This window comes from Paenibacillus sp. 2KB_22 (assembly GCF_052115745.1).
Classification (GTDB): Bacteria; Bacillota; Bacilli; order Paenibacillales; family Paenibacillaceae; genus Paenibacillus.
In genome coordinates, this window is sequence record NZ_JBFRHG010000001.1 from 2,078,797 (window position 1) to 2,102,144 (window position 23,348).

A 23,348-nucleotide genomic window follows, 5' to 3' on the forward strand; every position below is an offset into this window, starting at 1 on the left:
CACGCACCACGGAGTATTGTCTTACTTGCTCAAGGCATGTTGAAAAGACTCCAGCAGTTTCTTGATTCGACCATCAGACTCCAGCTGAAAAGACGGAAGGATCTCATCAATTCTATGCTGGAACCGCTCCGGATCTTGGACACCAAGCTCCGCTCTTAACTCCATTTCTTCTTCAGAACCATTGTCGTTCAGGATCATGTTCAGGATTTCACCTTTAAAGTATTCACTTGGAGGAAGGATTAGAGCATTCATCAGGAACTGGGTAAAAAAGAGATGTTTATTATTTTCCTGACTCGCCTTTTTCATGGCCTGCTTGTTGAACAAATTGATATATTTCTGCGCAAAGGCAACCCCTTTCATTCGGGAAGTCCCGACATGTTCGACCCCTTTCCAACGCAGATCAGCTACAGAACTAAGCCACCAGGCCGGTTCAATGGCCTGCTGCATACGAAGCAGCACTTGGCGCTCAAACTGCGGCTCAGGATGCATTCGCTGCTCATCCAGACATTTTCCTATGGTCTCGGCTTCAATTGCAGCGACCGTCATGCCTTGGCCATGAATCGGATCGAAGCTGCAAAATGCATCACCAAGGACGAGTAATCCGGAGGGCCAATTCTCCATGAGTTCAAAATGTTGACGGACAGACTCGGAAATACGGTATCCCCGCGGCCCTTGAAAAGGCTCCAGCTGGTTTTCCAACGCTACGATTTCATCCGAAGCAAACAGATGTTTGATTTGCTCTTGGAACTCATCCGGATGGGTTGAAGGATATTCATCTCCTCCTGCGTTGAACAGTAATAGTCCAGCGATATCATTTTCAATGCGCCACAACATGCCCGCACGAATTCCTTGCGCAGGATCGGACTCTGTTATCACCGTTCCCCAGTTATTTTGAATAGAGGGTGGTATCTTATAATAGCGGGTGCTGTAACCAAGAGACACCTTCAGCACTTCCGGCTCAGGCACGGACAGCCCTATCTTATCAAGCCATCTGATTAATTTGGAAGAACGTCCCGCGGCATCAATAACCATATCCGCCGCAAGCATTTCTTCCCGGTTATCCCGACCTCTTTCTTTGGTATACACACCTGTAATGGAACGCTGATCTTCTGATGCCATTAACCCGGTAACTTCTGTACTCGTTAAGAAGCTTATATGATCTATGTTCTGGACTCGCTGACGCAGTACCCATTCCAGCAGGGCTCTGCTACTCGATGCAATTTTGAATGAGGAAACAGCATTCGCCTTATTGACTAATGTACCGTAGCGATTTGCAATCACAAATTTCTCTTCCTGTGAAGGAATGGCGCCAAGTGCGACCAATTCGTCATTGTATCCGGGAAAGTAATGTTCCAGAATGAGTCCGCCGCGCGGTAATACACGATGCGGATGAAAGGATTGAGGCACACCTTGCCGATTCGCCGGCTCAGAAGGCAATTCATCTCGCTCAATGATACATACCTCATCATAATAATCAGATAACATCCTTGCAGTGATTAACCCTGCAATACCTGCCCCAATTACCACAGCTTTTTTCATATCGGGCATCGTCACTTCATCCTCTCTGATCCGTCAGATTTTATCTACACTTGTAGCACTATCAAAAAATTACTTATAATACCAATATACACTTCAAATCTCGTATCAAGTAAGAATCAATATCAGGATACTATATAGCTAAACTACAATAAGGAAATGGTGTAGATGAAAATGATTAGTAAAAAGGTGGATTTGAGAGTTACCCGAACTCATAAATTGTTAACGATAGCACTACTCGATCTGTTATGTGAGAAAGGCCAGCTATTCAGCAACATCACGATTAATGAAATATGTGACAAAGCTATGGTCCACCGGACCACGTTTTACAAACATTTTAAGGATAAATTTGCTCTACTGTCCTCCACCCTAACTTTGGTCCTTCGGGATTATTTACAAATGAATGTAGAAGATCGACTACAGCAGCCTTTGCAAAGCATATCTAAAATTTTGTTCGGCAATGTACTGGAGACCATCGTGCAGAACCAACAGAAGGATGAGGGCTTTAAAAACTTTTTCATACATTTTATCGGAGAGATATTCAGAAGAGATTTGCTGGAATTGAAGAGAAGAGGTAAACAATTTTCACTTCCCATAGAACTGGTAGCCGAGTTTCACTCGGGGGTAATTCGTTTACTTGTGACGTGGTGGATACAACATTTCGAAGAAAATGTTACAGCAGAACAGATGGATGAATATTACTACCAACTGGTTAACGAGAACATCATGTTTGAATAACAAACAGCTCAACCTAAAATCAAGGGCTGATTTTGAGATTGAGCTGCATACTATTAGTCTTTACCTACTTTAAAACAGTTTCGGAAGCCTGTACTGTCACCCTCGCACGCTTTCCTTTTTTCAACCAGCCGCTCACCTTCTCATTCATCGTCAGCAGACCTGAAACGACCAGCACCACACCGATCCACGTAATCCAGCTGACATGTTCACCATAGACAACAGCGCCAAGACCAACGGCAATGGGCGGAGAAATGTATAACCAGGTTGCCGGGAACAGCGGATTGGTACGCGACATGATCCAATAGAACAGACTATGTCCAACCATCGAGCCAACTACAGTCAAATATATCACGGACGAGACAGCAGGAACCCAATCCAAAGCAGACATGTTCCAGGATTCTGTCACCGCTGAGAGCAAGCTTAACAACAGTCCCCCATACATCATCTGTACTGCGTTAATCGCGACGGGGTTTGCTTCTTTGAACTGATTAATAACCTTTTTGGAGTACAATGCACCTGCCGAATAACAGACTTCCCCCACCAGTACTGCAATACATCCCCACATGAACAGGGAACCCGCACCAAGCGATACACCTGGCAGCACAACCAAAACCACACCGGTGAACCCGATTAGGCAGCCTACCATCATACGGGCAGATGTTTTTTGCCGTAACAGCGCCGTCTGCATCAACATTATCATCAGTGGCCCTGTCGCTGACAGAATGGCACCCACACCCGAGCTCACATGCTGTTCAGCCCAATATAATGTGGCAAAGGTACCGAAGGTCAGACCCGCTCCTGTCAACAACATCTCCTTGCGGAACAGGAGGGACCAGCTCACTTTGCCCTTCATCCACATCCATGCAAACATCAGCGCTCCCGCAACTACAAATCGCAGTCCGGCTGACAGAAAAGGCGGCATGCCTGCCTCCACTCCAATTTTAATAGCCAAAAACGTTGTACCGAAAATAAGACACATGACCGTAAATGCAATACCCACCATGATAACCACTCCTTTATCTGTTCTTCATCATATCTCATGGTCTACAGAACAGAATGAACAAAACAGAACAGTTGTCGCCTATTAGCTGTTACAATAGAGTTCAAAAGGAGTGTGAGCCGGATGGGCAAAACCTTGATGATGACAGATAACAGCCTGAAATTATATGAGCAAGTCATCCACTATCTCGTTGTACGAATTGAAGCGGGAGAGTGGGTTGAACATGAAAAACTGCCATCTGTACGAAGCCTGTCCGAGCTACTCGGCGTACATCGGCTGACCGTTTTCAAAGCCTATCAGGAGTTAAAGGAGCGTGGGAATGTTTATGTGAAGGATAAGTCCGGCTATTATGTCAGTCCAGCAACTCCATTCTCAGTAACGGATCAGGCGGATGATCCCGCCGTGTCTGCCTGGCTGCATTGGGACTCCCTCGCGCGTGTACAGTCGCTTGAAGCCGAATTCCAGTTTTCCAAATCACTGATTGATCCCGCCCTGCTTCCCAATCGGTATTGGGGAGAACTGATGCGTGATCTGCTGGATCAATATCCACGTCTGCTCGGAACGTACTCCACGATTCAGGGAGATCTGGAATTGCGTAGTGCGATGGCAAGCCATCTGACAACCAAGGAACGCTTCTACCTCTCCGCAGACGAGGTGTTAATTACATCGGGTGCCCAGCAAGCGATCGACGTCATCTCTCGAACGCTGGTCAAGCCCGGGGATCGGGTCTTGATGGAACGGCCTACGTATGGACCAGCAATGGAGATTTTCCGTAAACAAGGTGCTCGTCTGATCTTTACAGATATTCACTCGGACGGGTATGATCTGGAGCAGATCGAACATCTGATGAAGAGTGAGAAGCCGCGCCTCTTTTATATGACACCGACTTTTCAGAATCCAACCGGCATGAATGTTCCAGTAGAACAGCGCAAGCAGTTACCCGAACTTGCAGAACAGTATGGTTGTTTTCTGCTCGAAGACGACAGCACCTATGATATCTATTTTAAAGAGAAACCTCCTGCACCCATTTTCACCTACGACACCACAGGACACACCCTGTACATCCGCAGTTACAGCAAGTATGTTGCACCCGGGCTACGGATTGCAGCCATCATATGCCGTCAGCGTTTCATGCCAGGACTACAGGCCGTAAAATCACTGACAGATAACGGATCGCCTCTCCTGAACCAGAAGCTTTTTCTCCGTTATTTTCAATCAGAACGTATGCATCAGCATCTGTCTAAGCTGCGGACCGCCATCCAGCTACGGATGGAAGTGATGGAACAATATCTGCTGGAAACGGACTGGACGTGGACCCGGCCGGAGGGCGGACTCAACTTTTGGGTAGAGCTTCCTGAGGGTGTGGATACAGGGAGACTGCTTCACCGATGCATGGAACAATCCGTTGCCTTTGTACCCGGAACCGTATTTGATTCTTCGGATCATTCAGCCAGTCGCAAGCTGCGCCTGTCCTTCTCTTATGCACATGAGCAGCAGATTCGGGAAGGCATGAGCAGGCTTATTACGCTTGAAAAAGAAATGTAAGGTTTGAATTATAAATCAAAAAAGCCCGAAAGGTCACATGACCCTCCGGGCTTCTGTTATGAGCTGGATATGACTTTATCCACCAATCCATATTCGACTGCTTCAGCAGCGGTGAGGAAATAGTCTCGATCCGAATCCTTCTCAATCCGCTCAATTGACTGTCCTGTATGTTCGGCTAACAGCTTGTTAAGACGTTGACGATGTTGAATGATGCGGTTAGCATGAATCAGCATATCCGACGCCTGCCCTCGCGTACCGCCATGTGGCTGATGGATCATGATTTCACTGTTGGGCAACGCCATACGCTTACCTTTTGTTCCACCCACCAACAATATCGTACCAAAACTTGCCGCCATACCTGTACAGATCGTGGAGATATCCGGCTTCACGAATTGCATCGTGTCATAGATCGAAAATCCCGCGTTCACCGACCCACCAGGGCTGTTAATGTACATCTGAATATCTTTTTCCGGGTCCTCGGCGGTCAAAAATAACAGCTGAGCCACGATGGCATTGGCCATCTGATCTTCAATCTCCCCGGACACCATAATGATTCGGTCTTTGAGCAAACGTGAATAAATATCATAACTCCGCTCACCGCGAGCGGTCTGTTCCACTACATAGGGTACTACATTCATATGTGTCGCCTCCTTGGTTTAGGCAACCATGTTGGCCGTGTACCCACCTCCATACGACATCGCATTCGTTCCGGAAGCGGCGTACCCGTACATCACTGGCTGCATGGATGGAGACGGCAGAGTCTGCTGCAAAATACTACCCGCCACAGCCATCGGATCATCCGTCCGATTCAGGCACAGATCAATGATGCGAGCGGTATCTCCCGTGCGGAATGCCAGCAGATAGCTGCGTAGCTCCTCCCGATTGTCCTCCACTGCGCCCTCTTCATACTGCAATTCAGCGTCCGAATGTTCCAACTTGTGCCTCACTTCAGCTATGGCTGAACGGGCACGACTTAACGCCGCTTTCACAGCGCCTTCTGTCGTCTCCAGCATATCCGCAGTCTCTGCCGCCTTATAACCCATAATTTCACGTAATACATATATGGCTCGCTGCCAGGGTGGTAATTCGCTAATTAATAACTGAACAGCAGATTCTAGCTCTTCAAAATGCTCTTCCTCTGCGAACTCTCGCATAACAGGCTTCAAGCCATCCAATATGGAATGCAATCTCTGCTGCTTCCGAAGCATATCAATCCAGCTGTTGCGAGCAATTCGGATCAGATAAGCCTCCCAGTTCATCTCTTTCATCGTCTCGGAAGATTGCACCGCCGTGGACGACAATACTTTGAGACAGGTATCCTGAACCAAGTCCTCGGTCTCGGGTACAGATCTGGTCAGAGATAAACAATATGCATATAACGGACCCATCAGGTCGGTTAAGACGGCATGAATGCCCTGGTTAACCGGATGTCCGGCGATATCACCGGATTCCAGATCAGGTTTATTTTTTAGATCATCCTCTTGTGGTCTGTTCATGCGGCAATTCACGGACTTCACAAAGGCCATATCGGGGGCCCCCCTTTGCTGGTTCCTGATTATTGTGACTTACACTATGTAAACGAAGAACCTCCTCCAAAGGATACGCTCTTCTAAAATCATTTTTTCCCTGCTCCCACTTTTAAGATTAAAGGGTTCCAAGCAGCACTTTCATCCCGGTATGGGCAATCGTAATACCTTGATTCAGATTATAATTCTGGCGTACATCAACGTCATGGGACATATGTGTAAAATAGGTATGACCCGGTTTCAGTTCCCGCAGCAGCTCCTGCGCCTCACGCATATCGTACACGGAACGTGTGGAGAATTCCGCATGTTCATGCACAAAACTTGTTCCCAGCACCAGCATATCCAATCCGTGCAGCGGCTCTTTCTCGGATGCCTTCAGGTCAATGGCATCTGAACAGTACGCCCAGCTATACCCAACCCGATCCAGCCGATACGCGTACGAATACCCGTTATGCCCATGGCACACTTTCCAGGAATGCACCTTCCATCCCCCGAGTTCAATATCATCATCCGTTTCCAGAAAGTCCATATGACGCCCCAACCAGGGAAACTGTCCCTGAATGGTGGATATCACTTCACGCGGTGCATACAAACGTCCCTTTACACCCAACCAGCGGCACGCATCTGCCCATTCCGGCAATCCTCCAATATGGTCAAAATGGGCATGAGTGATGAGCAGCGTATGCACCATACGCAATCCCTCATCCTCCATCTGTGATCTCCAGTCCGGCCCGCAGTCAATCATGAACTGTTCACTCGCACCATCGCCACCATAGTCAATCAGAACGGAAGAGCGTTTCCGTTTATTCTCTCCCGTAAGCCTCGCCTCTGTACATACTTCGCAATCGCAATACACACGTGGAACGCCCATCGCATCGCCAGTGCCCAGAAATGTTAGCTGATTCAATCTGCATTCCCCCCTGAATTCATGATATGTAAATTGTAATCGTGCACCTCTTTTTTTGCAAAAAAAAGACCATCCCGCCGCAGTTATCCTCTGCAATTCGGGACAGTCTGTGGTCTGACTGTTCACCGTCAGACTCCATCTCCATGCTTCGCTCCATTCGGGAGCGAGCGCTCATCTAAATTTGGTGCGCCCTTTAATAAGCCGGTCGCCCGCATCAAGAGCAGGCCTTACCTTTTCCAGAAGCCACGAGCTATTGTTTCAACTCATATTAATTCAACGCTCGAACTACACCAGTGCTCGCAGCTTCAATGTCAATTCCTTACCCGCAGGTACATCCTTTGTATTGGTAATGACCCAGTTCGACGCAAGTCGCTCAGCCAGCACCTCTGCCTGTTCCGGTTTCAACTGTAGTCCGGTCACGATTCCTTCGCCCACCGTGAAGTCTTTCTCTGGCTGCACCTTAAAGGCCTTTTCCAACCAGATTCCGAGCCCACCACGCGTGTTAAAGGTAATCCGGTAGCCGTCTTTCACTGCTGCCTCCACATTTTCACCATGCTCGTCCGCATACGAGAAAAATTCATTATATCGGTATTCCTCTTCAGACACTGCGTCAAAAGCGGAAACGTCTTTGGCTTGAATGGCTTTTAGAATATCTTCCTCGGACATCCCCTTACCGCGGGCCTGCTCCAGTCTAATCGCTGTACTTTGGGATAATTTAATCTCTGAACTCATCCAACTCACACCTTCCTGCACTATGTAACAATTATGGTCTAGTATACCTCTATTATATCCTATTGGCAGTAAAAAACCTCCATCTCATCTTCCATTGAAATGAAGGTTTAGTATCCACACGCTCGGTTACCTGTTCTTGATTACAACGATACTCATATTCCCGCAAGCACCTGATACCACACGCCACGTTTGGAGTACAGCGTACTACGTACCTCATCCCATCCCCCCAGATAGTTAATATCAAATAACCCTTCGGGCGTTGGGAATGTCGACTCCGTCTGTGCAAATACATCCGGGTCTACTGAACGAAAGCCATGCTTAGCGAAAATCTGCTGGGCTTCTGGTGTACGCAAATATGCGACAAAAGCTTCAGCCAGTTCACGATTCCCATGTTTATCGGCATACTTATTCACTACAACTGCCGGATTCTCAATCAGGATCGTATTTTTCGGAATAACGATGTCATAATCCACACCTTTGGCGATCCGGGCAAGCAATTCATTTTCATACGTGACGATTACATCACCCACACCATATTCGAATGCCGCCATCGAAGACCGCCCACTCTTGTCCAATGACTCAACGTTACGATGTACCTGTTCAAGAAAAGCCTTGGCTGCAGCAGGATCTTTCTTCCCTTCTTGCTCCTCCGACAGTTTCAATCCGGCACCGTAAATGGCATTAATATCCCATTGTGCCCCACCGGATGTCTTTGGATTAGGGTAGAGTACCTTCACTCCCGGCTTGGTTAAATCCTGAAAATCATGAATTCCAAGCGGGTTGCCTGCTCTTGTGCCCAGAACAACAATCGAGCGGGTGATCATGCCCTCATTAGGGGCCTGTTTCCAATCGGAGCTAACCAGATCGGCTTTGACCAGCTTGTCGATATCACTCTCCATCGCGAGCAAGGCCACATCAGCCTCGAATCCACCAACGATGGCTCTTGCCTGTGTACCCGATGCTTCATAGGATTCCTGGAAGTTAATCGTCTGTCCAGTCTTCGCCTTCCACTCCTCCTGGAACTTGGGTAGCAACTCGCCTACAGCATCTTTCGCTACACTATAAGCACCGATCACCAGCGTATTGGATGAATCGTTACCAGCGGGCTTGTTCTGTTCGCTTGACTCCTCCTGCTTGCTGCATCCAGCGGTCATGCAGACGAGCAGAAGCATGAGGGCGACATATAAAAGGTTGATTTTCTTCTTCCTCGTCTGCATGGGCAGCCCCTTTCTTCCACTTGACTAAATCATCACCGGCATCGGATCTTCCTTCAGTCGGTTCTCAACCACCCAACTGTTGGAGTCATTGAACAGGTATGCACGATGTACCAGGACACGAATTTCTTGACCGATCTCCAATGTCGTTTTCTCCAGGGAACGATATGTGATTAACTTGTGCCCCTGTACGTCCACCTCTACCATCCATTGACTGCCGCGGAAATGAAGATGTTTGACTGTACCTTTTTCCGTTGCAGACAACATGGTGAACTCGTTTTTCAAGCCGATCTCAATATACTCCGGTCGGATTAGCGCTTTGGTGTGTTCACCCTCGACGGCATGTTCGAATCCTTTCAACTGGGAAGCATCCTCCACAACCGTAGACTCCCCGATAAATGTAGCGACAAATGGTGTCTGCGGGTTTTTGTAGATATCCCAAGGAGTGCCCTTCTGTTCCAGACGACCTTGGCTGATAATCATAATCTCGTCCGCCACTTCAATCGCTTCATCCTGGTCATGTGTTACAAAGATCGAAGTAATTCCCACTCGCTCGATTAGCTCCCGTAACCATGAACGCAGTTCCTGACGAATTTTCGCATCAATGGCCGCGAACGGTTCGTCCAGCAATAACAGCTGCGGCTCCGGGGCGAGTGCTCTGGCAAAAGCAACACGCTGACGCTGCCCACCAGACAACTGGTGTGGATAGCGCTGTTCGAAACCTTTTAACCCGGTCAGTTCAACAAGTTCCATAACCCGATCACGGATCTGGGCTTTCGGTGTCTTCTTGACCTTGAGTCCAAAAGCAATATTCTCAAATACCGTCATATGTTTGAACAGGGCATAGTTCTGGAATACAAATCCGATTCCGCGCTCCTGTGGAGGCAGATGGTTCACGACTTTCCCATGAAAGCGAATCTCTCCGGAACCCGGATTCTCCAGACCCGCAAGCATCCGCAGAATGGACGTCTTCCCGCCTCCGCTGGGTCCAAGCAGACCGATCAGATGGCCTTTGGCAATATCGAATGAGACATCTTTTACCGCATGAAAATCACCGAAATGTTTGTTCAGATCACGGACTTCTACATGCATATCAATGCACTTCCTTTCGCTTCTTGGCCCATTCCATCATGAGCAGCAGCCCGACGGAGAAGGTGACCAGCACCAATGCAACACCATTTGCGGCAGCCACATTAAAATTCTCAACATCCTGATACACCAGGGTTGTTGCTGTCTGCGTTTTGTTCATAATATTACCGGATACAACCAGCACTGCACCGAATTCCCCAAGCGAGCGCGCAACCGTCAAGACTAGACCATACACTACCGCCCAGCGGATCGAAGGCCATGTCACACTCCAGAACGTTCTCCAGCCGTAGGCGCCAAGTGTAGATGCGGCCTCCTCTTGCTGAGAACCGAGTTCCTGCAGGACAGGCATAACCTCTCTTACCATCAGTGGAAATGTAACAAATAACGTTGCGATTACCATACCCGGGAAGGCATAGACCACATTGAATCCAATCCCTTCAAAAAAAGCACCCATAATGCTGTTAGGTCCCAACATCAACACAATCATCAAACCGCCAATGACAGGAGATACGGCATAAGGCAAGTCTACAATGCTGTTCAGCAACCCTTTTATCCGTTCACTCAACCATCCGGCACGAACCAGATACAGAGCCATCATGATGCCAAACAATGTATTTAACAGGGTGACCACCAGGACCACCAGTCCGGTCATCATCAAAGCGTGTAGCGCCTCAGGGCGCATCAGCCCTTTCAGGAACCCACCTGCCCCGTCTTCAAATGCACCAATAAAAATGCGTCCAAGCGGGATGATCAACAGTACAATAAATACCGCAAACGTCAGTCCGATTAAGAGTCGTCTCATCGTCTTCTCCCCCGCATCTGCACCAGATTGATCAGCCAGAGGATCAGGAAGGAGAGCGTTAGGAGCAACACGGATACTGCAGCCGCTCCCGTTGGATTATCACTTTCAATCTCCCCATATATAAATACGGAAGCAGTCAGTGTTCTTCCCGGAATGTTACCAGCCACCAGCACGACAGCCCCGAATTCAGCCAGTCCTCTGGAGAAAGCCAACATCCCTCCACTGATCATGCCAGGTGCCATGGACGGCAGAATAACCTGCATGAACGTGCGCGCCTTGGATGCCCCCATCGTGTATGAGGCCTCTTCCTCGGAAGGATCGATTTCTTCCAGCAAAGGCTGCACCGCACGGATCACAAACGGAAACGTGACAAAAGTCATCGCGATAACAATTGCGGGCTGGTGAAATACAATCTCAAACCCCATGGATTCTGCCAGTTTCCCGATGGCACTGACCGGACCCAATAGCAGCATAATCATCAAGCCGCCCACCGCTGTTGGCAGTGCAAACGGGAGATCAACCAGACTGTTAAGAAACGATCGGCCTACAAAGCGATACCTTGTCAGCACCCAGGCAATCATCGTGCCCAGAACCACATTAATCAGCGTAGCAATCACGGCCAGCCGAATCGTCAGCAGTACGGCTTTCCACGCGATGGGGTCCATAATGCTCTGAACAAAGTTGCTCCATCCTTCAGAGAAGGAATTGACGTACACACCGATGATTGGAAGTACAATAAGTACGATAAAATATAACAAAACGGTACTGCGGAATCCCCAAGTCCATCCCTTATGACGAAGAACGGTATTCATTGCTGCGTTCCCTCCCAGCCTCCGGCTTTAGCTCCGGTCGGCAGTCTTCCTGGATTCAATACGACATTTCCCTAAGTTGGATGATATTACTTTATTATTATTCCCATTAGTCTACTTGGTTTTGCTTTTCTGATACTTTACCAGTTTGCAGTGCCAATCGTCAATGCTTTTATTGAATATAATTAGGCCAGATATAAGATCAATTAATTAAAATCGCACCTGTACACTGCGAGGCCACAACAACCTTCCGATCACTGTTATCCCCAGATTTCTTTAATCCCCTTTTATTAAAGGGGAAATCCGGTGATAAAGGTGAAGCTTATGCTTCCGAAGCAGCTTTCTTACAGAAAGCTTTTAGCTTCCGCTTCTTCAGGTTATTTCTGTCCTCTCCGTTATGAGGCGATTTTCTTTTTTCACCTTACATATGTGGTTTGTTTGGTATGTAGTGGTTAAGGTACAATCGAGGGTAAGAACAGAGATGATAAGGAGTGATTAAACATGTTATATACGAAGAATATATCCACTTCCACACGAGATGAAATGAAGGATATCACACGGGACGTGAAGCAGCTTGTCCAGAGTAGCGGTGTGCAGAATGGGACGGTGCTCATCTACTGCCCACATACAACAGCGGGTATCGCCATCAACGAAAATGCTGACCCGGATGTGAAACACGATGTCTTGCTCCGTCTGGACGAAGTGTATCCTTGGGAGCATCCCGAGTATCGACATGCCGAAGGCAATACAGCCTCTCACCTCAAATCGATCACAACAGGGCCATCACAGACGGTGATTATTCACGAAGGCAGGCTGCTGCTTGGCCGCTGGCAAGGCATTTATTTTTGCGAATTCGATGGACCACGTGAGCGGGAGTACTTCCTCAAAATCATGGAAGGCTAGTTCCAGTCCAACAGGCCTGCATCCGTTCTTTCGTTTTTGCATACACAAACAGGCGGTCCACCCTCATACCGGGTCGGAGCCGCCTGACTTGGTCTTCTGCACTCATTAACTTTCGCGAGACAATGTGATAAAGAATTAAAGCTATGACAAATCACCGCCCTGAAGTGTAGGGGTGCAACAATTGCGCCATTATTGGCCGCCAGACTCAGGCTGCTGACCCAGATTGCGGCACAGCACTTTGACATGAGACAGCGCAGACGATTCAATCTCCTCAAACGTTAAACGGTCCTGAATGTAATAAGAAATGAATCCGTGCATAGCCAAAAATAGCGTACGCGGTACCCTTTGAATATCCTCTTCCGTACAGTTCGCTTCATTCATATACTGCCTTATAATCGATGCAAATAATTCGAAGCAGCGTCCCTGTTCGGTACGACAATAAGACAACAGTTCTTCGTCCCTGATCATAAACATAATCTCGTATTGATAGGGATTCTCCAGACCAAAACGAATAAACTCCATCATAATGTGCTCTACCTTGCTCACATCATCACGAACCGGCCTGACCATAGCTTGCAGCAGCAAATGCCCCAGATAATTGAAATCTTCAACCACGATGGCATAGAACAGCTCTGCCTTTTCCTTAAAGTGATAATACAGCGACCCATGACTATAGCCTAGATGCTGGCCGATGCTTCGCATCGAAATGGCGCGGTATCCTTTGGTAATAAAAAGGTGCCTCGCCGCCTCCAGTATCCGCTCCCTCGACAACTCCTGTTCGACTGCTCTTCTAGCCATATATTTTATTCCCCTTCAATAAAATAAAGCCGCTGTCCCTCCGTGATCCGGGATTGCCCTTGCGTCAAATCCGTGATCCAGGCTACAAAAGCCTCGGTTTCACTATCCGGCGGAAGACAAGTCAACGTAACCTTATCGGTGAATCCAGTTTCACCTGTACGGACTTCCCGGCTCCTTAACTCATTTTCCACTTTACCCAACCATGTATAATCCAGTTCAACAAACACTTCACGATGCAGCACGTTGGTAATGGCTTCTCCGGCTTCAATGGCTGCTACAGCCCCATCCGTATAAGCGCGAATTAACCCACCGGCTCCAAGCATGATTCCCCCAAAGTATCGTGTAACCACAATTGCCACATTTTTTAATTTCTGATTTTTGATTACTTCAAGAATGGGTTTCCCTGCTGTTCCGCTAGGTTCCCCGTCATCGGATTGCTTCTGGATCTCATCCCGCTCCCCAATCATGTACGCAGAGCAGTTATGAGTCGCATTCCAATGTTTTTTCTTGATATCATCAATAAAGGCAACGGCCTCTTCCTCTGTCGTGACCGGCATAATATGTCCGATAAATCGCGACTTCTTGATTACAATTTCCAGATTGCCCGGTCCTCGAACCGTGCGATAACGTTCAATCATCCCAAATCCAACTTTCTAGTCTTTTCCTGAGTCCCATTTTACAAGAAAGCAGTTCCCCGCGTGAACGCGGACGAACTGCCCTGGTTATCTATATCCGGGAACCCTGCATTATACTCAACAGTAATCCCCGGATAGATTTACATTAGCTTATTTAACTATATGAGCAGACCGATGAATTATTCGGAAAGTCTCGCTTCGAGCGCTGCTTTCTGTTCTTCAAAGCCTGGTTTGCCCAGCAATGCAAACATATTTTTCTTGTAAGCTTCCACGCCTGGTTGGTCAAATGGATTGACGCCCAGCAGGTAGCCACTGATGCCGCATGCTTTTTCAAAGAAGTATACCAGATATCCGAAAGAATATGGAGTCATATCTGGAATGTTCACAATCAGGTTTGGTACTTGACCATCAGTATGTGCAAGCAGTGTTCCCTGGAACGCTTTTTTATTAACAAAGTCCATCGTTTTACCTTCAAGGAAGTTCAGACCATCCAAGTCATCCGGATCGGATTTGATCGAGATATGTTCCGCAACTTCAGTAACCTGAATCACGGTTTCGAAGATATTCCGGCTACCTTCCTGGATGAATTGACCCATGGAGTGCAAGTCTGTAGAGAAATCAACAGATGCTGGATAGATCCCTTTGTAGTCTTTACCTTCACTCTCTCCGAATAACTGTTTCCACCACTCGGACACGAAGTGCAGGGATGGCTCATAGTTTACAAGAATCTCTGTGCCTTTGCCTTTACGATACAATGCGTTACGAACAGCTGCATATTGATATGCTTCGTTCTCAGCTACGTTCGGGTTGCTGTATTCCTTGGATGCGTCAGCCGCACCTTGCATCATTTCTTCGATGTTAATACCAGCTGCTGCGATTGGCAGCAAACCTACAGCTGTAAGAACAGAGTAGCGTCCACCTACATCATCCGGAATAATGAAAGATTCATATCCTTCAGCATTTGCTAGTTCTTTCAGTGCACCACGCGCTTTGTCTGTTGTTGCATAGATGCGTTTGCGAGCTTCTTCCTTACCATATTTCTCTTCCAATGCTGCACGGAAGATACGGAAAGCGATTGCCGGCTCTGTTGTTGTACCGGATTTGGAGATAACATTTACGGAGAAATCTTTGCCTTCAACCAGATCCAGCAAGTGAGTTACATATGTGGAACTGATATTGTTTCCTGCAAAATAGATTTCAGGTGTTTTGCGTTTATCTTTTGGCAGGTTGTTATAGAAAGAGTGTGTCAGCATCTCAATCGCTGCACGTGCACCCAAGTAAGATCCACCAATACCGATAACGATCAGTACTTCGGAGTCGCTTTGGATTTTGGCAGCTGCTTTTTGAATGCGGGCGAACTCTTCTTTGTCATAAGCCGTTGGCAGGTCAATCCAGCCCAGATAGTCGGAGCCTGTTCCTGTTCCGTTGTGAAGCTGCTCATGAGCCAAACGAATCGGTTCAGCGAAATAATCCACTTCGTGCTGATTTACAAATTGCAGTGCCGTGCTATAGTCAAATGTCACTTTTTTTGCCATGATCTCAAAAACCTCCTGATTTCGTTTATAAAGCGGTCTTTTTGAACAACCTCTTATATTATTTCCGTATTCCATTCTAAACAACTTGCCTTAAGGATACTTCAAATCCACGGGGCTGACAAGCTTGCCGCTCGAACTTTGTCGTTCGTATTCAAGAAGCAAAAAGGGTAAACCGAATCCGCGGGTTGCGGTTCTGCTTACCCTTCTTATGTTATTCCGCCGGGTACGAGCAGACGTAGTCAGTAACGCTGCGTATCTCCAGTTTAAATTTGGATTCGGCAGGCACGTGGAACGTAGCTTGGCCTTGAATCTCTTGCCACTCTTCTTCTCCGGGAAGCAATACTTTCAGATCTCCGGACAGAATCTCCATAATTTCACGGGAATCCGTACCGAATTCATAACTGCCTGGAAGCATGATGCCCAGAGTCACTTTGCTGCCATCCCCCAAAATAACTGTTCTGCTGGTTACCTGACCATCATAATAAATGTTGGCCTCTTTCACTACACTGACTTGATCGAATTGTGACATGCGTACCCGCTCCCCTGAAGTTAATGAAAACAAAAGGCAAAACAGATCAGGGCGATAACATTTACCGCCCATGTTCTGCGGAAATAACTTGCTGCCATGGATCAGGACAGCATGATGCCCTCCCAACCATAGCAGCGCTTATGAAACTATAGGTGCGTGTTCAAAAAGTCAGGTTTTCAGTACTTTTCGGCTGAATCCCATCTTCGACGCTGATGATGCCGTGAGGCATCCTTCGTAATCAAAAGTAGACTTTTTGAACAACCACTATTACAGCAATGCTTTTACGCGGCTAACTACATTGTCCACTGTAAAGCCATACTCTTGGATAACACGGTCGCCAGGCGCGGAAGCACCGAATGTGCTGATTCCGAGAATGTCACCTTGATCTCCAACATATTTCTCCCAGCCCATTGGATAAGCCATTTCAATTGCAAGACGAGCTTTAACATCCGGAAGAAGAACGGACTCTTTGTAAGCTTTATCTTGTTTCTCGAACAGATCCCAGCTTGGCATGCTGATTACGCGAACTTGAATGCCTTGTTCAGCCAGTGCTGCTTGAGCTTTAACAGCCAGTTGCACTTCAGAACCTGTAGCGATGATTTGTGCTACCGCTTTGCCATCTTTTGCATCAGAGACAACATAAGCACCACGTTTCACGTTCTCACGTGAACCTTCAACGGTACCTTCGAGGATCGGCAAGTTTTGACGAGTGAGTACGAGTGCAACTGGATTGCTCTTGTTCTCAAGCGCGTAAGCCCAAGCAGCCGAAGTTTCATTACCATCAGCCGGACGAATAACCGTCAGGTTAGGAATGATACGCAGGGATGCCAGTTGCTCGATCGGTTCGTGCGTAGGACCATCTTCACCAACAGCGATACTGTCGTGAGTCAGAACATACGTTACAGGCAATCCCATCAGGGCAGCCAGACGAACAGCCGGACGCAGGTAATCGGTAAATACGAAGAACGTACCTCCGAATACTTTCACACCGCTGTGCAGTGCCATACCGTTCATTGCTCCAGCCATACCGAATTCACGGATACCGAAGTAGATGTTACGGCCAGAGTAATCTTCAGGTGTGAAGTTCTCCAGGTTGTTCAAGTGAGTCATTGTGGAGCTTTCCAAGTCAGCAGATCCACCTGTCAGTTGTGGCACGTTGTGTGCCAGACCGTTCAGCGCGTTACCGGACGCTACACGAGTGGAGAGCGCTTTGTCTGTTGCTGCATATTTAGGAAGATCACGGTCCCAACCTTCTGGAAGGTCGCCGTTAATCGCTGTTTCAAATTGAGCTGCCAGCTCAGGGTATGCTTTTTTGTACTCGGCAAATTTCTCGTCCCAAGCTTTGTTAGCAGAGATACCACGATCTTTCACTTGTGCAAAGTGATCGCGAACTTCAGCTGGTACGTGGAAGTTTTCTTCGTAAACCCATTTGTAATACTCTTTAGTCAATTTGGCTTCGTCTGCACCCAGTGGAGATCCGTGAGTACCGCCGTGACCGCCTTTACCTTGTTTGTTCGGGCTACCATAACCGATAACCGTTTTAACTTCGATCAGTGTAGGACGCAGCGTATCTGCTTGACCTTCCTGAATTGCTTTTTCAATTGCAGGCAGATCGTTACCATCTTCTACGCGCAGCACTTGCCAGCCATAAGCTTCAAAACGCTTCGCAATACTTTCGGAAGAAGACAGATCCAATTTACCATCGAGTGTGATGTCATTGGAGTCGAACAACATGATCAATTTGCCCAAGTGCAAACGTCCAGCCAGGGAAGCTGATTCATGCGATACGCCTTCCATCAAGTCACCATCACCACAGATTGCGTAAGTGTAGTGGTCAACTACGTTGAACTTATCTTTATTGTAAGTTGCGCCCAGTTGAGCTTCAGCCATCGCCATACCTACAGCCATTGCAATACCTTGACCCAGTGGGCCTGTAGTTGCATCAACACCTGCAGTATGTCCGAATTCCGGGTGACCCGGTGTTTTGCTTCCCCATTGACGGAACTGTTTCAGTTCTTCCATTGGAAGATCATATCCGCTCAGGTGCAGCAAGCTGTACAGCAACATGGAGCCGTGTCCTGCAGACAGGACAAAACGGTCCCGGTTAACCCAAGTTGGGTGGTCCGGGTTATGAGTCATCGTTTTTGCAAAAAGTTGGTACCCCATTGGAGCGGAGCCCATAGGCATACCCGGATGTCCGGAATTTGCCTTCTCAATTGCATCAATCGCCAAAGTACGTACGGTAGTAATCGACAGGTTGTCGATCGTGCTGTTCTCGTCCTTTTGAATCGCTTCGTTCTTGTCAGTCATGGTTTGTCCTCCTCATGTCTTTAGATAAGTCGGGCGCGCAAGCGAATCCCTCTCATCATACAAGCAAACCGAATTTCACAATAAGTGAATCCGCTTGAGTGTTTCATTTTGACTTATTCACTTTTGTATTGTATCACTTGGCGTGAAGCTTTTCCATAACCTTCTTTGAGAAGTTCATGAAAAATTGGTTGTTTGTGATGAATAATCCCTTGCCAATCAAGCAAAAACCGTACCAGGACAAGGAATTAAATTCCATAAACAGACCTATTAAGCCTCGCAAATCCATCGCATGAAGTATAACCTTTAACACGAAAACCATACACTTTTTAGATATCCAAGTTAAATTTACATAACATATCCTGAATATGGATTCGAAAGCGGGACTGTGGTTTACTTTTCAAAGTAAGCATCAATCATAGGAGGTTGTTATCATGTCTGTACCTGCTGCTCACCCTACTGGGTACTCAAATCGTTCATTACCCTGGATCTCGGGCATTTTAACAGGTATGGTTTCCGGAGTTGTCCTTGGATTATTCCTCAAAATAATTCAGCTTTACACTGGTGAAAAGGTATATACCCTGCTTCTGAATATTGATTTTGTACCTGGACTTCCGCCAACACTTCCCGAATGGATTGAATTTTCTCTGCATCTCTTCGTGTCCGTGTTCATTGGCATCTTCTATCTATGGTGGGTAAGGCATTCTGGTCACCCGATGTTCAAAGGAATCTTGCTTGGTGCTGGATCGTCCCTGCTCTACATCCCGCTCTCTCAACTATCTTCACGTGTACCAAACCTTTACGATATAACTGCCATTCTCTACTGGGTAATCGGACATCTGCTATTCGGTATTGTGCTCGGCTTGTGTGGAAAGTATATAAGCGCGAAAAAAGCGACTCACCGTTCGTAAACGAATGGGGTCGCTTTTTTCTCAATCTGTTATGTGGTTCCGAATCAACCTTGCACAGTATTAAAGTGTAAACTTAAAATACGACCGTCTTATTTTCATGAACGAGAACCCGGTCTTCAACATGCCACTTCACGGCACGTGCAAGCACAACACGCTCAATGGTACGTCCAATGCGCTTCAGTTCGGTGACATCATCCCCGTGGCTTACACGTTGCACGTCTTGTTCAATAATCGGGCCGCCATCCAGTTCTTCCGTAACATAGTGCGCTGTCGCACCAATGATTTTGACACCACGGTTATACGCTTGTGCATACGGTTTACCACCCACAAAGGCTGGCAGGAATGAATGATGGATATTAATGATTCGATTGCGATAGTGCTCAATGAACATTGGAGAGATGATCTGCATGTAACGAGCCAGAATGATCACATCCACATCGTTGCCGATGACGTCGAGTTGACGCTGTTCCGCTTCTTTTTTGGTATCTGCTGTAACCGGAATATGATGATATGGAATGCCAAATGATTCTACATAATCCTTCATGTCCAGATGGTTGCTGACCACAAGGGCAATATCTGCATCCAGGTCGCCTGCCTGCCATTGCCACAACAATTCAACCAGACAATGATCTTCTTTGGATACAAAGATAGCCAGTTTCTTCTTGCGGCTAACCGCAGATAACGTCCATTCCATTTGGAAACGGCTTGCCACTTCTGCAAAATCAGATTCCAGTTTCGGCAAATTGACCAACAATTGCGGAAGATCAAACTCAATTCGCATAAAGAACATGCCGCCAGCAGGGTCCATGGTGTACTGGTCCGACTGAACAATGTTCGCACCATGCTGGTGCAGGAAATGAGATACCGCAGCTACAATTCCTGGACCATCCGGACAGGAAATGAGCATGCGCGCACGGTCGGCGCGGTTTTTAGAATCAGGGCGTACTTGTTTAGCGTGGATCTCCATCGGGTTATTCTTCCTCCTTCAATTAAGCCATGACCTGCGGGGTTAACCCGCAAGCCATGCAATCAAGCGATGATTCAGTTGTTCTTCATTCAAATGTGGGAACAACGCAGCTTCAGTCACCATGTCATAGAGGCGTTCCAGCGGTTCGCGCGGGTCTGCCTTTTTGGCTTTGGCATCATTTTTGAGCAACGTCCACACATCCAGAATATACGAACGGGACTCAATCTCTTTACCTTTGAAAAAGTGTTGCAATTGTTCTACTTCTGTCAGGAATTCCTGGCCGAATCGACCAGCAACATCCCCACGAAGCAACGCAATCTCCACCTCATACATTGGACGCTGTGTTTTGGCCTCTTTGCCAATCCAAGGTGTCTCCAGAATAAATGGACGTCCTTGAAGCTTCTCATGGTTAACAATGCGGTTAATCGCTTCAAACCCAATCCAGCCAGAGCCAATTGGAGTATGACGGTCCTTGTGCGCACCCACAGCATTCTTACTATCATTAATATGCATTACGGCAATGCGGTCAAGTCCTACAGTGCGATCGAATTGTTCCAATACACCGTCAAAATCGTTAACGATATCGTATCCGGCATCGTGAATGTGGCATGTATCCATACACACAGTCAGGCGTTCGTTATACGTTACTTTCTCGATAATCTGGGCAATCTCTTCGAAACTGCGACCCATCTCCGTACCTTTGCCAGCCATGGTTTCCAGAGCGATGTTCACATCTGTCTCTTTCACACCTTCCAGCACTTCATTCAACCCTTCTGCGATCCGTCCGATTCCATAGTGGGCATCTTTATCTGTAAAAGCACCGGGATGTAATACGATGTTTTTGACACCAATGGCATGTGTACGACGGATCTCTTCCTGAAGGAAATCTACAGCGAGTCTATACGTGTTGTCTTTGTATGAGCCAAGATTAATAATGTACGGTGCATGGACAACGATATCTTCCATTCCACCCTCTTGCATGGCAAGCTTGCCTTCTTCAATATACATGGATTCAATTGGCTTGCGACGTGTATTCTGTGGTGCACCCGTATATATCATAAACGAACTGGAACCGTACGAGGACGCTTCCTTCGTTGCACTCAATAATCCCTTGTCCGAAAAGGAAACGTGGGAGCCGATTTTCAGCATTATTGATCCCCCTTAATCTGAATTATCCCTTATTCTAACGCGATTATCGAAATAAATCTAGAAATGCGTTATAATTCGGGATAGAGGCTATTTCTGACAGCTAATTTATGGAACATGGGTAGGCGGCGGAATCCGTCTTTCCGTGAAAATCAATGAACCGAGGTGACTCCGCAATGATTTTCGACTCCTACACGATGATACTGACCAGCAGTTCCCCCAGCAATTGGTTTATGAATACGATCGCATTCTGGACTTTTTTATTGCTTGGCAGCATGTGTATCGGTGGATTTTTCATGATGCGCAAGTTTTTGAAAGTGCTACCAAAAGCAGACGGCAAGTCCAAACTAGATTGGCAGAATTATTGGGTGGAAGCCAGCCGTCACTTGTGGACTGATGAAGCCAAAGCTTTTTTGGATCAACTCGTCGAGCCTGTACCTGGGCCATTTCGTGACATCGCCAAACATTCCATTGCTGCAGAGATCGGTAAAATTGCAGTTGAAGACAACGCCACGGAAGTATCGAGAGATCATTGTATCAAAGGATACATTATTGCCACACCGAAGCGGGATAATAAGTTTTTGGTAAAATTCTTGGAGAAAAACAAAATCGATTATTCCCCTTATCAACATTTGATTAAATAAAATATAAATATAAAGATGAGTTAAGCCATATATAGATTTGGTTAATTTACAGATATGCTCCGTCAGGTAAGTCGTTCCCAACAGGCATTGCTTACCGTACGGGGCTGTTTGTCGATTCATAGGTGTATATTAGGGCAGTGAAAATATAGAGAGGATGTTTGTTATGAAAATTGCCATTTGTGGAGGTACCGGATTTGTGGGAGGAGCACTTGTAGATTACTGGCTGCAAGCCGGGCACCATGTGAAAGTTATTACACGAAAACTGCCTGACCTGCATAATCCAAGTAAAAATCTTACATATATATCATGGGAGCAAATCGAAGAACAACCTCACTTGCTGGAAGGTATGGACGCTCTCGTTAACCTTGCCGGCGAAACGCTGAATCAACGTTGGACAACCAAGGCGAAGCTGGAGATTGTTGAATCCCGAGTAACGACCGTAGCGCGGGTAGCCCGATTGGTGGAATCTCTGGAGCAAAAGCCGGAAGTAGTCGTTCAGGCTTCTGCCATGGCCATCTATGGAACCTCACCGAACGAAACCTTTGATGAGAGCAGTCCGCAAAAATCCATGAATTTCCCATCCCGGGTTTCGGAACAATGGGAAGTTGCTGCAGATGCAATCAAGAATGTAAGACTCGTTAAAATCCGGGTGAGTTTGGTTCTCGGTCATAAAAAAGGTGCTTTTCCATTGATGAAACTTCCTTATATGCTGGGTTTTGGCGGCAAGATCGGCAGTGGCAAGCAGTGGACCAGCTGGATTCACATTATGGACATCGTAAGACTTATTGATTTTAGCATTCAAAATAAACAAGTGTCAGGTCCGGTCAATGCTTCCTCCCCGAACCCTGTCACTAATGATGAATTCGGTCGTACAGTAGGCAAGGTGTATCATCGCCCTCACTGGTTCCCTGTACCCAGCTTTCTGATTAAAAGCTTAGTAGGTGAACTATCCGTTGTTCTGCTTCAGGGGCAGAGAGTCATTCCGCAAAAAGCACTCGACCACGGATTCCAATTCACCTTCCCTACGTTAACTCAAGCGCTGGAAGACTTGAAACATCGTGGATTATCCGATTAA

General features: G+C 47.1%; 23 protein-coding genes. 6 read left to right on the top strand and 17 right to left on the bottom strand.

What is annotated here, in order from left to right; translation table 11 throughout:
- Positions 1-21: 21 nt before the first annotated feature.
- The gene (locus tag AB4111_RS09190) at positions 22-1,548 is read right to left on the bottom strand and encodes an NAD(P)/FAD-dependent oxidoreductase (RefSeq protein WP_442031283.1); all 1,527 of its coding nucleotides are present in this window, start codon (positions 1,546-1,548) and stop codon (positions 22-24) included.
- Positions 1,549-1,704: 156 nt separating this feature from the next.
- Here AB4111_RS09190 and AB4111_RS09195 point away from each other — a divergent pair, with 156 nt between their 5' ends.
- Complete coding sequence (locus AB4111_RS09195; protein WP_442031284.1) at positions 1,705-2,274, top strand: TetR/AcrR family transcriptional regulator; 570 nt, start codon at positions 1,705-1,707, stop codon at positions 2,272-2,274.
- 64 nt (positions 2,275-2,338) lie between these two features.
- Here AB4111_RS09195 and AB4111_RS09200 read toward each other — a convergent pair whose 3' ends face one another.
- Positions 2,339-3,277, bottom strand: coding sequence for a DMT family transporter (locus tag AB4111_RS09200; protein ID WP_442031285.1), 939 nt, complete (start codon positions 3,275-3,277; stop codon positions 2,339-2,341).
- Between the two features lie 120 nt (positions 3,278-3,397).
- Here AB4111_RS09200 and AB4111_RS09205 point away from each other — a divergent pair, with 120 nt between their 5' ends.
- Positions 3,398-4,819, top strand: a complete 1,422-nt coding sequence (locus tag AB4111_RS09205) for an aminotransferase-like domain-containing protein (protein ID WP_442031286.1) — start codon at positions 3,398-3,400, stop codon at positions 4,817-4,819.
- A 56-nt stretch (positions 4,820-4,875) separates the two neighbouring features.
- On the opposite strand, the gene clpP is transcribed toward AB4111_RS09205, so the two are convergent.
- The 8 genes from clpP to cysT form a co-directional block, all read right to left on the bottom strand.
- Complete coding sequence (gene clpP / locus AB4111_RS09210) at positions 4,876-5,457, bottom strand: ATP-dependent Clp endopeptidase proteolytic subunit ClpP (protein WP_442031287.1); 582 nt, start codon at positions 5,455-5,457, stop codon at positions 4,876-4,878.
- A gap of 18 nt (positions 5,458-5,475) precedes the next feature.
- Entirely contained in the window at positions 5,476-6,345 is an 870-nt protein-coding gene (locus AB4111_RS09215; protein ID WP_442031288.1) for an RNA polymerase sigma factor, read from the bottom strand.
- 118 nt (positions 6,346-6,463) lie between these two features.
- Complete coding sequence (locus AB4111_RS09220; RefSeq protein WP_442031289.1) at positions 6,464-7,252, bottom strand: MBL fold metallo-hydrolase; 789 nt, start codon at positions 7,250-7,252, stop codon at positions 6,464-6,466.
- A gap of 285 nt (positions 7,253-7,537) precedes the next feature.
- Positions 7,538-7,984: a hypothetical protein gene (locus AB4111_RS09225; RefSeq protein ID WP_442031290.1), complete on the bottom strand. Its 447-nt coding sequence runs from the start codon at positions 7,982-7,984 to the stop codon at positions 7,538-7,540.
- A gap of 152 nt (positions 7,985-8,136) precedes the next feature.
- Complete coding sequence (locus AB4111_RS09230; RefSeq protein WP_442031291.1) at positions 8,137-9,201, bottom strand: sulfate ABC transporter substrate-binding protein; 1,065 nt, start codon at positions 9,199-9,201, stop codon at positions 8,137-8,139.
- A gap of 24 nt (positions 9,202-9,225) precedes the next feature.
- Complete coding sequence (locus tag AB4111_RS09235; protein WP_442031292.1) at positions 9,226-10,290, bottom strand: sulfate/molybdate ABC transporter ATP-binding protein; 1,065 nt, start codon at positions 10,288-10,290, stop codon at positions 9,226-9,228.
- A gap of 1 nt (position 10,291) precedes the next feature.
- The gene (locus tag AB4111_RS09240) at positions 10,292-11,089 is read right to left on the bottom strand and encodes a sulfate ABC transporter permease subunit (protein ID WP_017689977.1); all 798 of its coding nucleotides are present in this window, start codon (positions 11,087-11,089) and stop codon (positions 10,292-10,294) included.
- Entirely contained in the window at positions 11,086-11,901 is an 816-nt protein-coding gene (gene cysT / locus AB4111_RS09245; RefSeq protein ID WP_017689978.1) for a sulfate ABC transporter permease subunit CysT, read from the bottom strand. The genes AB4111_RS09240 and cysT overlap by 4 nt, the downstream gene beginning before the upstream one ends.
- A 498-nt stretch (positions 11,902-12,399) precedes the next feature.
- Between cysT and AB4111_RS09250 the strand changes: the two genes are divergently transcribed.
- Complete coding sequence (locus AB4111_RS09250) at positions 12,400-12,801, top strand: secondary thiamine-phosphate synthase enzyme YjbQ (RefSeq protein ID WP_442031293.1); 402 nt, start codon at positions 12,400-12,402, stop codon at positions 12,799-12,801.
- Between the two features lie 189 nt (positions 12,802-12,990).
- Here the strand turns inward: AB4111_RS09250 and AB4111_RS09255 are convergent, their stop codons facing one another.
- From AB4111_RS09255 to tkt, 5 genes are all read right to left on the bottom strand, one after another.
- A complete protein-coding gene (locus AB4111_RS09255) occupies positions 12,991-13,599 on the bottom strand; it encodes a TetR/AcrR family transcriptional regulator (RefSeq protein ID WP_442031294.1) in 609 nt (202 codons plus the stop codon).
- Positions 13,600-13,604: 5 nt separating this feature from the next.
- Positions 13,605-14,237 (bottom strand): YigZ family protein, encoded by a 633-nt coding sequence (locus AB4111_RS09260; protein WP_253431918.1) that lies wholly within the window; start codon positions 14,235-14,237, stop codon positions 13,605-13,607.
- 176 nt (positions 14,238-14,413) lie between these two features.
- Entirely contained in the window at positions 14,414-15,769 is a 1,356-nt protein-coding gene (locus AB4111_RS09265; protein ID WP_442031295.1) for a glucose-6-phosphate isomerase, read from the bottom strand.
- Between the two features lie 211 nt (positions 15,770-15,980).
- On the bottom strand, positions 15,981-16,298 hold the full coding sequence (gene ppnP, locus AB4111_RS09270; RefSeq protein WP_017689983.1) for a pyrimidine/purine nucleoside phosphorylase: 318 nt from the start codon (positions 16,296-16,298) through the stop codon (positions 15,981-15,983).
- Positions 16,299-16,565: 267 nt separating this feature from the next.
- On the bottom strand, positions 16,566-18,608 hold the full coding sequence (tkt, locus tag AB4111_RS09275; protein WP_442031296.1) for a transketolase: 2,043 nt from the start codon (positions 18,606-18,608) through the stop codon (positions 16,566-16,568).
- 431 nt (positions 18,609-19,039) lie between these two features.
- Here tkt and AB4111_RS09280 point away from each other — a divergent pair, with 431 nt between their 5' ends.
- On the top strand, positions 19,040-19,516 hold the full coding sequence (locus tag AB4111_RS09280) for a hypothetical protein (protein WP_442031297.1): 477 nt from the start codon (positions 19,040-19,042) through the stop codon (positions 19,514-19,516).
- A gap of 73 nt (positions 19,517-19,589) precedes the next feature.
- Here the strand turns inward: AB4111_RS09280 and purU are convergent, their stop codons facing one another.
- Positions 19,590-20,483, bottom strand: a complete 894-nt coding sequence (gene purU, locus AB4111_RS09285) for a formyltetrahydrofolate deformylase (RefSeq protein ID WP_442031298.1) — start codon at positions 20,481-20,483, stop codon at positions 19,590-19,592.
- 42 nt (positions 20,484-20,525) lie between these two features.
- Positions 20,526-21,632: a deoxyribonuclease IV gene (locus tag AB4111_RS09290; protein WP_149846393.1), complete on the bottom strand. Its 1,107-nt coding sequence runs from the start codon at positions 21,630-21,632 to the stop codon at positions 20,526-20,528.
- Between the two features lie 173 nt (positions 21,633-21,805).
- On the opposite strand from AB4111_RS09290, the gene AB4111_RS09295 reads away from it, so the two are divergent.
- Positions 21,806-22,273 (top strand): DUF2621 domain-containing protein, encoded by a 468-nt coding sequence (locus tag AB4111_RS09295; RefSeq protein WP_442031299.1) that lies wholly within the window; start codon positions 21,806-21,808, stop codon positions 22,271-22,273.
- Between the two features lie 163 nt (positions 22,274-22,436).
- Positions 22,437-23,348: a TIGR01777 family oxidoreductase gene (locus AB4111_RS09300; protein ID WP_442031300.1), complete on the top strand. Its 912-nt coding sequence runs from the start codon at positions 22,437-22,439 to the stop codon at positions 23,346-23,348.

What these genes read in the sequence shown, in the direction of transcription:
- AB4111_RS09190 (WP_442031283.1), bottom strand. Translation starts at nt 1,548, where the DNA reads ATGCCCGATATGAAAAAAGCTGTGGTAATTGGGGCAGGTATTGCAGGG.
- AB4111_RS09195 (WP_442031284.1), top strand. Translation starts at nt 1,705, where the DNA reads ATGAAAATGATTAGTAAAAAGGTGGATTTGAGAGTTACCCGAACTCAT.
- AB4111_RS09200 (WP_442031285.1), bottom strand. Translation starts at nt 3,277, where the DNA reads ATGGTGGGTATTGCATTTACGGTCATGTGTCTTATTTTCGGTACAACG.
- AB4111_RS09205 (WP_442031286.1), top strand. Translation starts at nt 3,398, where the DNA reads ATGGGCAAAACCTTGATGATGACAGATAACAGCCTGAAATTATATGAG.
- clpP (WP_442031287.1), bottom strand. Translation starts at nt 5,457, where the DNA reads ATGAATGTAGTACCCTATGTAGTGGAACAGACCGCTCGCGGTGAGCGG.
- AB4111_RS09215 (WP_442031288.1), bottom strand. Translation starts at nt 6,345, where the DNA reads ATGGCCTTTGTGAAGTCCGTGAATTGCCGCATGAACAGACCACAAGAG.
- AB4111_RS09225 (WP_442031290.1), bottom strand. Translation starts at nt 7,984, where the DNA reads ATGAGTTCAGAGATTAAATTATCCCAAAGTACAGCGATTAGACTGGAG.
- AB4111_RS09230 (WP_442031291.1), bottom strand. Translation starts at nt 9,201, where the DNA reads ATGCAGACGAGGAAGAAGAAAATCAACCTTTTATATGTCGCCCTCATG.
- AB4111_RS09235 (WP_442031292.1), bottom strand. Translation starts at nt 10,290, where the DNA reads ATGCATGTAGAAGTCCGTGATCTGAACAAACATTTCGGTGATTTTCAT.
- AB4111_RS09240 (WP_017689977.1), bottom strand. Translation starts at nt 11,089, where the DNA reads ATGAGACGACTCTTAATCGGACTGACGTTTGCGGTATTTATTGTACTG.
- cysT (WP_017689978.1), bottom strand. Translation starts at nt 11,901, where the DNA reads ATGAATACCGTTCTTCGTCATAAGGGATGGACTTGGGGATTCCGCAGT.
- AB4111_RS09250 (WP_442031293.1), top strand. Translation starts at nt 12,400, where the DNA reads ATGTTATATACGAAGAATATATCCACTTCCACACGAGATGAAATGAAG.
- AB4111_RS09255 (WP_442031294.1), bottom strand. Translation starts at nt 13,599, where the DNA reads ATGGCTAGAAGAGCAGTCGAACAGGAGTTGTCGAGGGAGCGGATACTG.
- AB4111_RS09260 (WP_253431918.1), bottom strand. Translation starts at nt 14,237, where the DNA reads ATGATTGAACGTTATCGCACGGTTCGAGGACCGGGCAATCTGGAAATT.
- AB4111_RS09265 (WP_442031295.1), bottom strand. Translation starts at nt 15,769, where the DNA reads ATGGCAAAAAAAGTGACATTTGACTATAGCACGGCACTGCAATTTGTA.
- ppnP (WP_017689983.1), bottom strand. Translation starts at nt 16,298, where the DNA reads ATGTCACAATTCGATCAAGTCAGTGTAGTGAAAGAGGCCAACATTTAT.
- tkt (WP_442031296.1), bottom strand. Translation starts at nt 18,608, where the DNA reads ATGACTGACAAGAACGAAGCGATTCAAAAGGACGAGAACAGCACGATC.
- AB4111_RS09280 (WP_442031297.1), top strand. Translation starts at nt 19,040, where the DNA reads ATGTCTGTACCTGCTGCTCACCCTACTGGGTACTCAAATCGTTCATTA.
- purU (WP_442031298.1), bottom strand. Translation starts at nt 20,483, where the DNA reads ATGGAGATCCACGCTAAACAAGTACGCCCTGATTCTAAAAACCGCGCC.
- AB4111_RS09290 (WP_149846393.1), bottom strand. Translation starts at nt 21,632, where the DNA reads ATGCTGAAAATCGGCTCCCACGTTTCCTTTTCGGACAAGGGATTATTG.
- AB4111_RS09295 (WP_442031299.1), top strand. Translation starts at nt 21,806, where the DNA reads ATGATTTTCGACTCCTACACGATGATACTGACCAGCAGTTCCCCCAGC.
- AB4111_RS09300 (WP_442031300.1), top strand. Translation starts at nt 22,437, where the DNA reads ATGAAAATTGCCATTTGTGGAGGTACCGGATTTGTGGGAGGAGCACTT.